At 68.4% G+C, this 13,661-nt stretch carries 14 protein-coding genes and 1 riboswitch; of the genes, 6 read left to right on the top strand and 8 right to left on the bottom strand.

The genetic code is table 11. The features are described 5' to 3' along the window. Positions 1-30: 30 nt before the first annotated feature. The 3 genes from FO044_RS10750 to FO044_RS10740 are packed head-to-tail and all read left to right on the top strand — an operon-like array spanning position 31 to position 2,357. Positions 31-1,191 carry a sensor histidine kinase gene (locus FO044_RS10750; protein WP_132991862.1) on the top strand — a complete coding sequence of 387 codons (1,161 nt, stop codon included), beginning with the start codon at positions 31-33 and terminating at the stop codon, positions 1,189-1,191. Then, positions 1,188-1,862, top strand: a complete 675-nt coding sequence (locus tag FO044_RS10745) for a response regulator (protein ID WP_412917591.1) — start codon at positions 1,188-1,190, stop codon at positions 1,860-1,862. The genes FO044_RS10750 and FO044_RS10745 overlap by 4 nt, the downstream gene beginning before the upstream one ends. A 24-nt stretch (positions 1,863-1,886) precedes the next feature. Continuing rightward, the gene (locus tag FO044_RS10740; RefSeq protein ID WP_132991861.1) at positions 1,887-2,357 is read left to right on the top strand and encodes a peroxiredoxin; all 471 of its coding nucleotides are present in this window, start codon (positions 1,887-1,889) and stop codon (positions 2,355-2,357) included. On the opposite strand, the gene FO044_RS10735 is transcribed toward FO044_RS10740, so the two are convergent. Continuing rightward, positions 2,354-2,764 (bottom strand): DoxX family protein, encoded by a 411-nt coding sequence (locus FO044_RS10735; protein WP_132991860.1) that lies wholly within the window; start codon positions 2,762-2,764, stop codon positions 2,354-2,356. The genes FO044_RS10740 and FO044_RS10735 overlap by 4 nt on opposite strands. An 84-nt stretch (positions 2,765-2,848) precedes the next feature. Next, the gene (locus FO044_RS10730) at positions 2,849-3,235 is read right to left on the bottom strand and encodes a hypothetical protein (RefSeq protein ID WP_132991859.1); all 387 of its coding nucleotides are present in this window, start codon (positions 3,233-3,235) and stop codon (positions 2,849-2,851) included. 100 nt (positions 3,236-3,335) lie between these two features. Continuing rightward, positions 3,336-3,401, top strand: a riboswitch (guanidine-III (ykkC-III) riboswitch). 11 nt (positions 3,402-3,412) lie between these two features. Between FO044_RS10730 and FO044_RS10725 the strand changes: the two genes are divergently transcribed. Next, positions 3,413-3,727, top strand: a complete 315-nt coding sequence (locus tag FO044_RS10725) for a DMT family transporter (protein WP_132993299.1) — start codon at positions 3,413-3,415, stop codon at positions 3,725-3,727. A 114-nt stretch (positions 3,728-3,841) separates the two neighbouring features. On the opposite strand, the gene FO044_RS10720 is transcribed toward FO044_RS10725, so the two are convergent. The 6 genes from FO044_RS10720 to FO044_RS10695 all read right to left on the bottom strand — a co-directional run bounded on the left by FO044_RS10720 (position 3,842) and on the right by FO044_RS10695 (position 10,824). Further along, entirely contained in the window at positions 3,842-4,051 is a 210-nt protein-coding gene (locus tag FO044_RS10720; RefSeq protein ID WP_132991858.1) for a CsbD family protein, read from the bottom strand. A gap of 174 nt (positions 4,052-4,225) precedes the next feature. After that, complete coding sequence (locus FO044_RS10715; protein ID WP_132991857.1) at positions 4,226-4,720, bottom strand: MarR family winged helix-turn-helix transcriptional regulator; 495 nt, start codon at positions 4,718-4,720, stop codon at positions 4,226-4,228. Between the two features lie 34 nt (positions 4,721-4,754). Next, on the bottom strand, positions 4,755-5,624 hold the full coding sequence (mmsB, locus tag FO044_RS10710; protein ID WP_132991856.1) for a 3-hydroxyisobutyrate dehydrogenase: 870 nt from the start codon (positions 5,622-5,624) through the stop codon (positions 4,755-4,757). Next, positions 5,621-6,796, bottom strand: a complete 1,176-nt coding sequence (locus tag FO044_RS10705; RefSeq protein WP_132991855.1) for an acyl-CoA dehydrogenase family protein — start codon at positions 6,794-6,796, stop codon at positions 5,621-5,623. The genes mmsB and FO044_RS10705 overlap by 4 nt, the downstream gene beginning before the upstream one ends. Positions 6,797-6,807: 11 nt before the next feature. Next, positions 6,808-8,331: a CoA-acylating methylmalonate-semialdehyde dehydrogenase gene (locus FO044_RS10700; protein WP_132991854.1), complete on the bottom strand. Its 1,524-nt coding sequence runs from the start codon at positions 8,329-8,331 to the stop codon at positions 6,808-6,810. Positions 8,332-8,445: 114 nt separating this feature from the next. Further along, complete coding sequence (locus FO044_RS10695) at positions 8,446-10,824, bottom strand: acetyl-CoA acetyltransferase (protein WP_132991853.1); 2,379 nt, start codon at positions 10,822-10,824, stop codon at positions 8,446-8,448. Between the two features lie 47 nt (positions 10,825-10,871). Between FO044_RS10695 and FO044_RS10690 the strand changes: the two genes are divergently transcribed. Next, a complete protein-coding gene (locus FO044_RS10690) occupies positions 10,872-12,233 on the top strand; it encodes a WS/DGAT domain-containing protein (protein WP_235831316.1) in 1,362 nt (453 codons plus the stop codon). Between the two features lie 40 nt (positions 12,234-12,273). Further along, on the top strand, positions 12,274-13,653 hold the full coding sequence (locus FO044_RS10685; protein WP_132991852.1) for an NAD-dependent succinate-semialdehyde dehydrogenase: 1,380 nt from the start codon (positions 12,274-12,276) through the stop codon (positions 13,651-13,653). Positions 13,654-13,661: the final 8 nt, after the last annotated feature.

The raw sequence follows: 13,661 nt of genomic DNA, 5'->3' as shown, positions 1-13,661 counted from the left end.
TCGCGGGAACCACTGACTAGCGTGTGAGTGGTGCGACCGGAAACCTATCAGCCAGCTCTGACCCGATGGGGCCATGTCTGGCGCTTAGCGCTGGCCGTTGCGGTGTCGGTCGTGGCGTGGCTGCCGCGGGCCGACGACCAATTGCACAACGTGCAGTGGTGGCTGGTCATCGACCTCGCTCTGGGCGCCGTCACCATGGTCACGACGATGCGGTGGCGCCGCAGATATCCGGTCGCGGTGTGCACCTTCGCGAACATCGCGAGCATCGTGTCGCTGACGGCGGCGGGCCCGGCGGCATTGGCTCTGGTGTCCTTGGCGACGCGTCGTTGGTTGCGCGAGATAATCCCGCAGATGCTGCTGACCGTGGTCTGCGTGATCGCAGCTGAGGTGGTTACGAATCCACCAGAGGAGGACGAGCTCGGACTCCTCGGGTTCGCCATGGTCGTCGTGATCTGCGCGCTGGTGGTCGCGTGGGGCATGTACGTCGGTTCGCGCCGCGAACTGCTGTCGAGCTGGCAAGCTCGCGCGACACTCGCCGAGGCCGAGCAGCATGCGAAGGTTCGCGAGGCTCAGGTCGCCGAACGCGCGCGCATCGCCCGCGAGATGCATGACGTGCTGGCGCACCGGATCTCCACCATCAGCATGCATGCGGGTGCGCTGGCGTTCCGGGACGACCTGCCCGTCGACCAGGTTCGCGAGTCGGCGCAGACCATTCAGGAGACGTCGCACCTGGCGATGCAGGAACTGCGTGAGGTACTCGGGGTGCTTCGGGACGGCCCCGGCGACGCCGATCCGGAGCGGCCTCAGGAGACCGCGCTCGATTTGACGGAACTGGTCGAGCAGAACCGTCGCACCGGAATGCGGATCGATGCCGATCGGGAACTGGACGTCGCACAGCTGCCGCCCGCTCTGGGCCGCACGCTCTACCGGTGCGTCCAGGAGGCGCTCACGAACGCGCGCAAGCATGCGCCGGACAGCGTCGTCTGGATGCGTCTGTCGGGAACGCCGGGTGAGGGCGTGGAACTGCGGGTGGAGAATCCGTTGTCGATAACGGGCTCGTCCGCGCCCCGGTCGGGCCTCGGACTCGTCGGGTTGGCCGAGCGGGTCGCACTGCACGGCGGCACCCAGTCGTACGGGATCACGACCGAGCGGACGTTCCGGCTCGAAGTGCGATTACCGTGGCAGGCGTGAGTGCCACGGACAGCCCGCAGGTCAGCAGGATCGTGATCGCGGACGATGATCCGCTCGTCCGGTCGGGACTCAAGTTGCTACTCGGGGGCTCTCCGGAGTTCGACGTGATCGCCGAAGCGGCCGACGGACGCGAGGCGATCGACGTGCACGCGACGCTGCGCGCCGACCTGCTGCTGATGGACCTGCGCATGCCCGTCCTCGATGGCATCGCCGCCACCGCGGAACTCAAGCGGCTGCCGCATCCGCCCGCGGTGATCGTCTTGACGACGTTCGACGCCGACGAGTACGTGGTGCGGGCACTCGGTGCGGGTGCCGACGGGTTCCTCCTCAAGGACACTCCGCCAGGCGACATCGTGACTGCGATGCGGAACGTGTTGTCCGGGCAGCCCGCGTTGAGTCCGTCGGTGACGGCCGCCCTCATCAAGCAGGTCGTCGAGTCGGGTGACGACGGTCGATCGGACCGTGCCGCATCAGCGGTGCGGGGGCTGACCGGGCGAGAGCGCGACGTGGCGCGGAGCCTGGCGAAGGGGGCGTCCAATGCCGAGATCGCCGCCGAGCTGTACATGAGCGTGGCGACGGTGAAAGCCCATATCTCGCACATCTTCAGCAAGCTCGGAGCCGCCAACCGCGTACAGGTCGCGATCATCATGCACGACGCCGGAACCGGATGACGGCAGCGCCGGTACCGTTGAATCATGAAACCCGGTGATCGCGCCCCCGACTTCGCTCTGCCCGACCAGAACGGCCACATCCGGCGACTGCCGGAACTTCTCGCGGAGGGGCCAGTCGCCCTGTTCTTCTATCCGGCGGCGTTCACGCCGGGCTGCACCAAGGAGGCGTGCCACTTCCGCGATCTGGCCGCGGAGTTCACCGAGGCAGGGGTGCAGCGCGTCGGCATCAGCCGCGACGACGTGACGAAGCAGGGAAAGTGGACGACCGAACACGGATTGGACTACCCGTTGCTCGCCGACGTGGACGGTGAGGTCGCCACGCAGTACGGCGTCAAGCGCGGCGGTGTCCTCGGCGCGATCGGAATGCCGACCAAACGCACCACGTTCGCGATCAGCACCGACGGGGTGATCGTCGACGTGATCGCCTCCGAAGTGAACATGGCCGTGCACGCGGATCGGGCGTTGACGGCGCTGGGGCCGGCTCACCGGGGTTAGTCTCTCGAGCACCTCGCCGTGCACGCTCCGTTGCAGTCGCAGTCGGTTCGCGGGCCGGTCGCGGCGAGGGCGCCGTACAAGGTCAGCAGCGATGTCGCCGAGGCTGCGTTCAGCCCGAAGTCGCGAGCCCGGATGTGCATTCCGACGGCCAGGGCGAAGTAGACGGTGAGCATCACCGCGGTGAACCTGGCGAGCGCCGGAGAGCGGTACACGCTCGCGAGCCCGATGGCTGATGCGCCTTTGATGACGGGAAAGATCCAACGATTCTCGGCCGGAAAGCGCACCGAGTCCAGGCATGCGGCGACGTAGGGGATCGGCTGTATGCAGATGGCGGCGTCGACCGTCTGGCCGACTGCAGCCGCCTGGTAGAGACGAGGGTCGCGCACGAGGTCCAGTGGTGCCACCATGTACTGACCGTAGGCCCGAACGGGGAGGTGGGCAATAGGCGTTCCAGGTCAGTGGATCGCCGGGCGTGTTCCGCGATCGCGGATTCAGTCGAGTCGCGAGCCAGGCTGCATCTGGGCGATCGGGCTGCCGTAGCGGAGGAATCGCACGGACCGGTCGGGATCGACGTTGTGCTGGTTGGCGCGCAGCGCGTCGAGTTCGCCGGCGAACAACTCCTCGACGCGTACGGCACCACCCGCGGTGGAGACGATGGCCCACACGCCGTCGCCGTCCGGAGCAGGAGCCGGTCGCGAGGGGCTCACGGAGTCGGTCGCCGGCCGCTGCGCCGGTCGGTCCCAGAACGGCTTCTCGCCGCGCACCTGGCTCTCGACGAACTGGCCGAACATCCGGCGGAGCCCCTCACTCGCCTCGCGCGTGAACCAGTCCGGTGCGTCGGGGCCGCCCGGACGGCCGCCGTTGTTCGCGTCAGTCATATCGGATCTCCCGCCGTAGTGTCCCGCATGTTCCCCCATGGTGACCGAATCCACCGGGTCCCGCCATGACGGAGCTGTGACCACCGGGTATTCTCGAATCCAGTGGCCGGCGACGTCCGGCCCCGGACGAGCCCGCCGTACCCGGTCCGCGACAAGACGGTGGAGACGGGAATCGTCGTGGCGTGGATCGTGCTGATCATATCCGGTGTCCTCGAGGCGGTCTGGGCGACCGCACTCGGCAAGTCCGAAGGTTTGCAGCGACTGACTCCGACCGTCGTCTTCTTCGTGGCGCTGACCGCCAGCATGGCCGGTCTCGCATACGCGATGCGGGACTTGCCGACCGGCACTGCATACGCCGTGTGGGTCGGCATAGGCGCGACGATCACCGTCGTCTACGCGATGGCGACCGGTGCGGAAGCGGTGAGCGTGCTCCGGATTCTCTGCATCGGCGCGATCGTCGCCGGCGTGATCGGGCTGAAACTGGTGTCCTGATCGCATCGGTGTGGTTCGGGGGCGCGGCCGAATCGGTGGTCTCGCACGAGCAGCGCCGGGCCGGATCGCAGTTGCGATCCGGCCCGGCGCGAAGGTCGTGTCCGTCGGCGACGGTCAGCGTCCGGTGATCTTGCCCTTGATCGAGTCGACGCCGCCCTTGACCTTGTCGGCGACCTGGGTCACCTTGTCGCGAGCGGCGGCAGTGCCCTGATCGGTCTTGCCCTCGTTCTTCAGGTCCTCGTTGTTCGTGGCAGCGCCGGTGGCTTCCTTGGCGCGTCCCTTCAGGTCTTCGGCCTTGTTCTGTGCGTCGTCTGCGATTCCCATGGGACCCTCCGTGTGATCGTCAATCCGGCCCTCCCCGGGCCGGTGCCGCCCGGACGGGGCGACGTGTCCGACCTTACCCGGGTCCGCTTGGGTGCGCAGGGGCGCAAGCGCGGTGCACAGATCCCTTGACACTGTTCGGAAGTCCCGTCATCTGATCTCTGTGAGACGGCCGGTTCAGAAGTCGCCATGCGACCGTCGGAGGCTGCGGATGGCTTCGACCAACGCACGGGACTCGTTCTGCGGCATCCCGATATCCGCGAAGACCTCGTTGAGGACGAGCGTCGCGCGTTCGGTGACTTCGCAGCCGCCCGGGGTGATCGCCACGAGCGTGGTCCGTCCGTCCGTCGGATGCGGACGGCGCTCGACCAGTCCGGCTTCGACGAGACGCGCTACGGCACTGGTGGCAGACGAGACGTGAACCTGGAGCCGGTCGCTGGCCTTCGAGATCGGCAGCGCGCCGTGAGTGCTGAAGGCGAGGAGCCGGAGCAGTTCGAATCGAGCGAACGTGAGCCCGAACGGCTTGAGCTCCTGCTCGATCCGCGCCAGCATTATCTGGTGCGCGCGCATCACCGAGGTGACGGCCTCCATGCCGTCGGCGACGGCGCCGCCCCACCCGGCGTCCTCCCAGTTGTGCCGCGCGAGTGCGATCGGGTCACGTTGGTCTCGCACTCTCACTCCTCATTCACGGTCGGGCTCCGGTCCGCTACTTCAGGGTGCCGATGATGGCGCTGAAGTCCAGATGGCCGTTCTCCTGCGCGAACGCAGCGTACAGATCGGCAGCCTGCGTACCGAGCGGTGCGGTTGATCCCGCGGATTCGACGGCCGCCATGGCGAGCCCCAGGTCCTTGTTCATCAAGGCTGTCGCGAACCCGGGCCGGAACTCGTTCTCCGACGGTGCGGTGGGCACCGGGCCGGGGACCGGACAGTTGGTGTGCAACGCCCAGCAGTTTCCGGTCGCGCCGGTCACCACGTCGTAGAGCGCCTGATCAGACAGGCCGAGCTTCTCGGCGAGGACGAACGCCTCGCCGACGGCGACCTGCTGAACTGCCAGGATCATGTTGTTGCACAGCTTCGCCGCCTGACCGTTGCCGGGATCGCCGCACGCGACGACCTTTCCTGCCATCGGCTCGAGTACCGGACGTGCGGCCGCGAGTGACGCGTCGTCGCCGCCGACCATGAACGCGAGGGCGCCCGCCGTCGCACCCTTGACGCCGCCGGAGACGGGCGCATCGATCTGCAGTATCCCGGCGTCGGTGGCGAGCTTGTTGACGTCGCGCGCATCTTCGACGGAGATGGTCGACGAGTCGATGAACAGCTGTCCGGGTGTCGCGTGGGGGAGCACGGTCTCGTACACCGAGCGCACGATGGCGCCACTGGGAAGCATGGTGATGACGACGTCGGCCCCGGCTACGGCGGCCTCCGCTGAGTCGGCCGGCTCCACACCGTGCTCACGGGCGGCGGCGAGTGCGTCGGCGGACGGATCGAAGCCGACGACGCGATGGCCGTCGCCGATCAGATTGGCGGCCATCGGGCCGCCCATGTTGCCCAGCCCGAGGAAGGCGATGGTGCTCATCGGTTGGTCCTTTCGCTTGTGACACGGGCGGCTTCGGCTCGGCCGATCACCATCCGCATGATCTCGTTGGTTCCTTCCAGAATCCGGTTCACGCGCAGATCGCGGACGATCTTCTCGATTCCCGTCTCGTGCAGGTAGCCGTATCCGCCGTGCAACTGCAGCGCCTGATCGGCCACCGTGTAACAGGTCTCGGTGACGAACCGCTTCGCCATCGCGCACAGCTGCACCTTGTCCGGGTCCCCGGCGTCGAGCGCTTCCGCAGCCCGCCACAGCATCAGGCGCGAGGCCTCGAGCGACGTCGCCATATCGGCGAGGGTCGCGCTGATCGTCGGCTCCTTGATGAGGGGAGTGCCGAATGCCTCTCGCTCGGCTGTGTACTGCAGGGCTGCGTCGTACGCGGCCTGTGCGCCGCCCATCGAGCACGCAGCGATGTTGAGCCGCCCGCCGTTGAGCCCGTTCATGGCGATCGAGAAGCCGGTGCCCTCGCCGTCGGCGCCGCCGAGCAGGTTCGCGGCGGGGACCCGGACGTCGTCGAAGACCACCTGGGCGGTCGGCTGATTGTGCCAGCCCATCTTGGCCTCGGCGGGCCCGAACGACAGTCCGGGAGCGCCCTTCTCGACGACGAACGTGGAGATGCCGCGCGGCCCCTTGTCGCCGGTGCGGGCCATCACGACGTAGACGTCCGAGACACCGCCGCCGGAGATGAACTGCTTGCTGCCGCGCAGGACGTACTCGTCGCCGTCGCGCCGCGCCGACGTCGACAGTGCTGCCGCGTCCGACCCGGCGCCCGGCTCGGTGAGGCAGTAACTCGCGATCAGGTCCATGGACGCCATGCCGGGCACCCACGTGGAGCGCTGGGAGTCTGTGCCGTAGGTGTCGACCATCCAGGTGCACATGTTGTGGATCGACAGGAACGCTGCGGTCACCGGGTCGGCTCTGGCGAGTTCCTCGAAGATCCGGACGCCGTCGATGCGGCGCAGACCGGATCCGCCGACGTCGTCACTCGTGTAGATGCCGGCCATGCCGAGCGATGCGGCCTCCCGCATCGCGTCGACCGGGAAATGCTTGTCGGCATCCCAGGTGAGCGAGTACGGGGCGAGCCTCTTGCGCGCGAAGTCGCGAGCCGTCTCGACGACGATCCGATCGTCGTCGGTCAGAACCGGGTAGGGCATGCGTGCGAGCCTCAGTCCATCGTCGGGATCGAGAAGTCCGCGCCGTCTTTGATGCCCGAGGGCCAGCGCGACGTGACGGTCTTCGTCTTCGTGTAGAACATGATCGACGCCGGGCCGTGCTGGTTCAGGTCACCGAATCCGGAGCGCTTCCAGCCGCCGAACGTGTGGTAGGCAACCGGCACGGGGATCGGAACGTTGACGCCGACCATGCCGACCTCGACCCGCGAGGTGAAATCGCGTGCCGCGTCGCCGTCGCGGGTGAAGATCGCGACGCCGTTGCCGTACTCGTGCTCTGAGGGGAGCGAGAGCGCCTCGTCGTAGCCCTTGGCGCGCACGATGGTCACGACCGGTCCGAAGATCTCGTCGGTCCAGATCGTCATGTCCTTGGTGACGTGGTCGAAGAGGGTCGGGCCGACGTAGTAGCCGCCGGTGATGTCGGTGCCGTCGAACTCGGTGTCGTCGGCACCGCGGGTACGGCCGTCGATGACGAGTTCCGCGCCCTCCTCGGCGCCCTTGGCGATGTACGACTTCACGCGTTCGAGGGCCTGAGCGCTGACGAGCGGCCCGTAGTCGGCGGTCGTGTCATGGCTGTGGCCGACGCGGAGCTTCTCAACACGCTCGATCAGCTTCGCGCGCAGTGCATTCGCCGTCTCCTCGCCGACCGGGACGGCCACCGAGATGGCCATGCACCGCTCGCCCGCTGAGCCGTAGCCCGCGCCCACCAGGGCATCGACGGCCTGGTCGAGATCGGCGTCGGGCATGACGATCATGTGGTTCTTGGCGCCGCCGAAAGCCTGGCTGCGCTTGCCGTTGGCGGCGGCGGTCTCGTAGATGTACTGCGCGATATCGGAGCTGCCGACGAAGCCGACGCCCTTGACGGTCGGATTGTGCAGCAGCGCGTCGACGGCGGTCTTGTCGCCGTGGACCACCTGGAACACACCATCCGGCAGGCCGGCCTCGGTGAACAGTTCCGCGAGGCGGACGGGAACGGACGGGTCGCGCTCGGACGGCTTCAGGACGAAGGCGTTGCCGCACGCGAGGGCCGGGCCGGCCTTCCACAGCGGGATCATCGCAGGGAAGTTGAACGGCGTGATGCCGGCGACCACGCCGAGCGGCTGGCGCATCGAGTACACGTCGATTCCGCTGCCCGCGCCTTCGGTGTACTCGCCCTTGAGCAGGTGCGGGATGCCGACCGAGAATTCCATGACGTCGATGCCGCGCTGGACGTCGCCGCGGGCATCGGGGAGGGTCTTGCCGTGCTCGGAGGAGAGCATGTCGGCGAGCTCGTCGATGTTCTGGTTCACCAGATCGATGAACTTCATGATGACGCGAGCGCGACGCTGCGGGTTCCACGACGCCCATTCGCGCTGGGCCACGGCGGCCGACGCGACGGCGGCGTTGACGTCGGCGGTGGTGGCTAGCGGCACCTGTGCCTGAACGGCGCCGGTGCTGGGGTCGTAGACGTCGGCGGAGTCGCCCTTGCCTGCGACTCGACGGCCGTCGATGTAGTGGTCGATGGTGCGCAGCTCGCCCATGTGGAGGAACCTCTTTCTCGGATTCGGAGTGGGTGAGGTCACCATAAACTTGGAAGTCCAAGTAATGCAATAGGTAGGACGTCCTAGTTTCTGCGGCGGCGAGGCGCTCGGCTCCTACCGGCCCGTCCAGCGTGGCTCGCGTTTCTCCACGAAGGCCATGATCCCCTCGTGGGTGTCCTGGCTGACGAGCACGGAGTCGAGCGCGCCGAGGCTGCCGCGGACAGCACTGACGGTGTCCGGTTCGGCGTCGGCGGCCGACATGGCGGCGATCGATGCGCGAACCGACGAAGGTGAGCCCCTGAGGATCTCCGCGGCGGCCCGGCGCGCGGCATCCATCACGCCGCCGTGCGGCGCGATGCGCGAGACCAGACCGTGAGCGAGGGCCTCGGTCGTGTCGAGTCGACGCCCGGTGAGGATCATGTCTCGGGCCAGCGCCGGTGGGAGCGTGCGCGGGAGGCGGACCAGACCGCCCGCCGCGGCGATCAACCCGACGCGTACCTCGGGCAGTCCGAATGTGGCCTGCTCATCGGCGACGATCAGGTGGCAGGCGAGGGCCACTTCGAGCCCGCCACCGAGGGCGAACCCGTTGACGGCGGCGATGACGGGCTTCGGGAGGGACCGACGTGCCGTGAGACCGCCGAAGCCGTTCTCCGGAATCGTCGGCACCCCGCCACCGGCGCTCGCCGCGAGGTCGTTGCCGGAGGAGAATGCCTGGTCGCCTGCTCCGGTCAGGATCGCCACCCACAGGTCGGGGTCGGCGAAGTAGGCGTCGAACACCGCGTCGAGCTCGGCGTTCGTGACGGGACTCATCGCATTGCGCGACGCAGGCCGGTTGATCACGACCTCCAGCACGTGGCCGTCGCGTCGCACGTCGAGGTCCTCGTACTCGTCGGCGAACCCGACGGGATGTCGCGGATGCCGCTCGTCGAGTTCGGCGCGGGTCGCCGTCACCACGTTCCGGGAGGCGGACGATCGGGCGAACACGGTGCTCCCGATCGGATCGTCGGGGCCGGTGAGCAGGTCGAGGAGGGTGTCGCCGTCGGCATTGGCGACGAATCTGCTCTGATCCGGAAGCCGCGCGATCACCGCTGCGAATCGGCTGGGCAGGTCGGGATCGAGAACGGTGAACGACTCGATCACCGCAGGGCCGTCGGCGTATCGGGTCAGCTCGATACGCGGTGCGCGATCGATCTCGCGCTGCAGGTCGGCCGACGTCGAGGCGCGCCAGGGAGTCGGAGTCGTGGAGTACACGCCGACCGAGTATTTGCTCAGGATCCCACCGTTGGCGGCCACCAGCCCGAACGAACCGGGCCGGGACCGGGCGGCTGCGACGATCTCGGCGATCGAGTGCATGGCGAAGTTGTTGCCGGGTCCGCCGAAGTAGGGGAGGCCGCCGGTAGCGGTGAGCCCGCGGGGATCGTCCGGCTCGAGACCGAGTGCGTCGCACACGTTCGACACGGCGATCGGGAAGCAGCTGTACAGGTCGAGGGTGGCGACCTCATCGAGGCGGATGTCCGCCATCCGCAGTGCCTCGCGCACGGCCGCGGGAGCAGAAGGGGCCTGCGACAGGTCGGGCCGGCCGAGCAATGGGGGCTCCACCGCGTCGGCGTGGCCGTGCACGAACACCCATCGTGCGGGATCGATGCCCGCCGCCCGTGCGCAACCTGCCGACATCAGAACGACCGCCGCGGCCTGATTCACCTGATCGCGCGCGACGAGGCGACGCGTGTACGGCACGGACACCCGGCGGTTCGACTCGGTCGGTTCGACCAGGTCCGATGGCGAGTACTCCTGTGGCGCAGCGGAATGGGGATTCCTGGCGGCGACTGCGGTCATCGGCGCGAAGAGTTCGCCCATCCTCGCGGCGTAGTCGGCCTGCGACAGTCCGAGCCGGTGCCTGCGGGCGTTCTCGGCGACCGAGTACTGCGCGATCGGCGTCATCACTCCGTGCCGCACCTCTTCGAGGGAGGTGAGACCGGTGATGCCGTATCCGCGGTCCTCCAACTGCCCGCCGACGGTCTCGCCGTAGTCCGGGCGGTCGTCTCCGCGTTGCGCGGCACGGATCGTCGACATGGCCTCCGCGCCGAAGAGAACGACCGCTTCGATACGGCCCGCGGCGATCTCAGCGCCGAACTCGTGCACCAGGTGCTCGGGACTCTGACCTCCGGTGACCTCCTCCACCGCGCGGCCCGGACTCATCGCAGTGCGCTCGGCCACGGCGCGCGGCATGTTGTCCGGTCTGCCGAGCGGCGATGACGATGCGGGACTGGACTTCTCGAAGGAGCGGACGGCTGTGACGACGTCGATCAGGCCGGCGACCGCGTCCGGGTCGGCGCCGGTGTCGGCGAAGGCCTCACGTACGGCGCCGGCCGCGAGGTCGGCTTCACCTGCTGCACGGTAGCCCGGATCGTCGAGCCGTTCGGATGCTTGTCCGACGCCTACGATGACGGGGGTGGCGGGATCGATGGCTCCAGAGATGGTCGACTCGGTCATGCACGCATTATTCCCACGCTGCCATTGAGCATTGGCAAGGAGGTCGCTTGTTGCACGAGATGGCGCCCGCGGACGCCGCGATGTACTGGGCGTCCATGCAGACCGGGAACGATCAGTTCCTGCTGTTCGCGTTCGAGCGCTCCGGTGAGGTGTCCGACGCTGAACTGACCGCCGAGCTGCGACGCCGCGCGGCCGGGATCGCCGACCTTCATCTGGCGGTGGAGCCGGTACCCGTCGACCTGGACTATCCGCGATGGACGACGACCGGTATCCGCGATGACGCGATCGTCGTGCATCCGCGTGGTCGGGACTGGGCCGACTGCCGGTCGGCCGTGGCGGCGCTGATCGGCACCCAGTTGCGGGAGGACCGGTCGCTGTGGCGCATCCACGTGTTCGACGACGTTCAGGGCGTCCCTCGTGCGAGCTCCGCCGCGGGGCGGGTGGTCGTCCTGCAGATCTCGCATGCGCTCGGCGACGGGCGACGAGTCTCGGCGATCGCCCGGGCACTGTTCGGCGGCGAGGTCCCGATCGTTCGGGACCAGCCGGTGGCGGTGGAGGATCATCGGCTGGCAGCACTGCGCGGCACGGCACTGATCGGCCCGCGCATGGCGTGGACGACGGTGGCGGGCCTCGCCGCATCGGCGCGGCGGGATCCGCCTGACGAGGTGAGCCCGTCTTACCCGGCAGCGACCGTGCCGGGACCGGTGCCGGCGACCCGGCTCAACACCGACCCTGGCGATCACCGTGTTCTGCGCACCCTGACCGTCCCCGCCGACCGGGTGCGTCCCGGCGGCGCACCCGTCACTGCCGGGGCACTGGCCGTGCTGGCCGAGGTGCTGCCCGGATTCGTCGGCGCACCCGACGCGGGGCCGGTGGTGGAGCTGACCGTCGCGTTCGACGATCCGCACGTCGGGGCGTCGCCACCGGACGATTCGCAACCGGACCAGGATCCGGGCCCGTTGCCCCGAAACCGGTTCCAGACCGTCGGGATGAGTCTGCATACCGAGGTACCCGACCGCGCCGAGCGCGCACAGCTCATCGCCGCCGACATCCGGGCCGCTCGCAGGCGGGTGAACGCGCCATCCAGAGTCGCCGAGCGAGAGGTGGCGGCGGCCGCCCCCGCAGTTCTGGCATCGGCGGCCGTCCGCATGCGCCGCGACGCCCCGCGGCCGTCGCATGTCAGCGGCGCGACGATGGTGTCCTCGGTCGATCGCGGACCCGCCGATCTGGTCTTCGCGGGGTGCCCGGTCGTGTTCACCGCGGGATTCCCCGCGCTGTCGCGCGTGCACGGAATGACGCACGGGGTGCACGGAATCGGTGGGGCCGTCACCATTTCGGTGTGTGCGGGCGGGCCCGCGGCGGTGGGGATCGACGGCTACCTCGAGCAGCTCGCGAGAGCCTTCGGCTGATCCGGTTGCCGGAACCGCTGTGCGGCGTAGGGTCGGCCGCATGACGTCATATGTGACCGAGAACCCATCCACCGGCGAAGTCGAGAAAGAGTTCCCGACCCTCACCGACGATCAGATCGAACCGGTTCTGGCTCGTTCCGCCGCGGCGTACAGCGAGTGGAAGGGGACACCCGTCGACCAACGGGTGCGGATGCTGCGCGACACCGCGGCGGCCTACCGCGACCGCGTGGACGAACTCGCTGCGGTGATCGCGCGCGAGATGGGCAAGCCCATCGGGGAGGCCAAGGGCGAACTGGCGATCACGGCGATGATCTACGACTGGTACGCCGACAACGGTCCGGCGCTCCTCGAGACCGAGCAGCTCGATCCCCAGGGTGCCGCCGAGTCGGTCGTCACCCGTGAGGCAGTCGGCTCGCTGATCGGCATCATGCCGTGGAACTTCCCGTACTACCAGGTGGCTCGTTTCGTAGCGCCGAACCTGTTGCTCGGCAACGTCATCATCCTCAAGCACGCACCGATCTGCGCTGCGTCGTCGGCGCTGATGGAGGAGATCGCACACGCCGCAGGCGTGCCCACCGACGCCTACATCAACATCTACGCAAGCAACGAGCAGATCGCCGACATGATCGCGGACAAGCGGATCCAGGGCGTCTCGCTGACCGGCAGCGGACGCGCGGGCGCGGCGGTCGCCGAGGTGGCAGCCCGGAACCTGAAGAAGTCGGTACTCGAACTCGGCGGGTCGGATGCGTTCATCCTCCTCGACTCCGAGGACGCCGGGGTCTCGGCCGCCGGTGCGGCGGCGATGCGCCTGATGAACTGCGGGCAGGCGTGCAACTCACCGAAGCGATTCATCGTCCACGAGTCCCTGTACGACGATTTCGTGTCCGGACTGGTCTCCGCGATCGATGCGGCAGCTGTGGGCGATCCGGCCGAGGCCGGCACCAAGGTGGGGCCGCTGTCATCGGTTCAGGCGCGTGACCGAGTGGTCGAACAGGTCGACGAAGCGGTGGCGGCGGGCGCGAAGCTGCACACCGGCGGCACTGCGCTCGACCGCCCGGGCGCCTTCATGGCGCCGGGCGTGATCACCGGCGTCACCGAGGACATGGACCTGTACCGCGATGAGATCTTCGGTCCGGTCGCCGTCGTCTACTCGGTCTCCGACGACGAGCAAGCAGTGAAACTGGCCAACGACGTCGACTACGGACTCTCCGGTTCGGTGTGGAGCTCGGACGTCGAACGTGCCACGGGCATCGCCGATCGCCTCGAAGTCGGCATGGCGATGGTCAACGAGCACGGCACCACGCTGCCGGGTCTGCCCTTCGGTGGCGTCAAGGCGTCCGGGTACGGGCGCGAGCTGGGGCAGTGGGGCCTCGGCGAGTTCGCCAACGTGCGGTTGCGCCGCATCGCGAAAAGTAAGTAGGGGCGGTT

This window comes from Gordonia zhaorongruii (genome assembly GCF_007559005.1).
Classification (GTDB): Bacteria; Actinomycetota; Actinomycetes; order Mycobacteriales; family Mycobacteriaceae; genus Gordonia; species Gordonia zhaorongruii.
Note: the sequence above shows the minus strand (reverse complement) of the source record. Positions and strands in the feature narration are given on the sequence as shown.

Bases quoted from the DNA above. Each gene is read 5' to 3' on its own strand.
- FO044_RS10740 (WP_132991861.1), top strand. From the start codon at position 1,887: ATGAAACCCGGTGATCGCGCCCCCGACTTCGCTCTGCCCGACCAGAAC.
- FO044_RS10735 (WP_132991860.1), bottom strand. From the start codon at position 2,764: ATGGTGGCACCACTGGACCTCGTGCGCGACCCTCGTCTCTACCAGGCG.
- FO044_RS10730 (WP_132991859.1), bottom strand. From the start codon at position 3,235: ATGACTGACGCGAACAACGGCGGCCGTCCGGGCGGCCCCGACGCACCG.
- FO044_RS10720 (WP_132991858.1), bottom strand. From the start codon at position 4,051: ATGGGAATCGCAGACGACGCACAGAACAAGGCCGAAGACCTGAAGGGA.
- mmsB (WP_132991856.1), bottom strand. From the start codon at position 5,624: ATGAGCACCATCGCCTTCCTCGGGCTGGGCAACATGGGCGGCCCGATG.
- FO044_RS10705 (WP_132991855.1), bottom strand. From the start codon at position 6,796: ATGCCCTACCCGGTTCTGACCGACGACGATCGGATCGTCGTCGAGACG.
- FO044_RS10700 (WP_132991854.1), bottom strand. From the start codon at position 8,331: ATGGGCGAGCTGCGCACCATCGACCACTACATCGACGGCCGTCGAGTC.
- FO044_RS10695 (WP_132991853.1), bottom strand. From the start codon at position 10,824: ATGACCGAGTCGACCATCTCTGGAGCCATCGATCCCGCCACCCCCGTC.
- FO044_RS10685 (WP_132991852.1), top strand. From the start codon at position 12,274: ATGACGTCATATGTGACCGAGAACCCATCCACCGGCGAAGTCGAGAAA.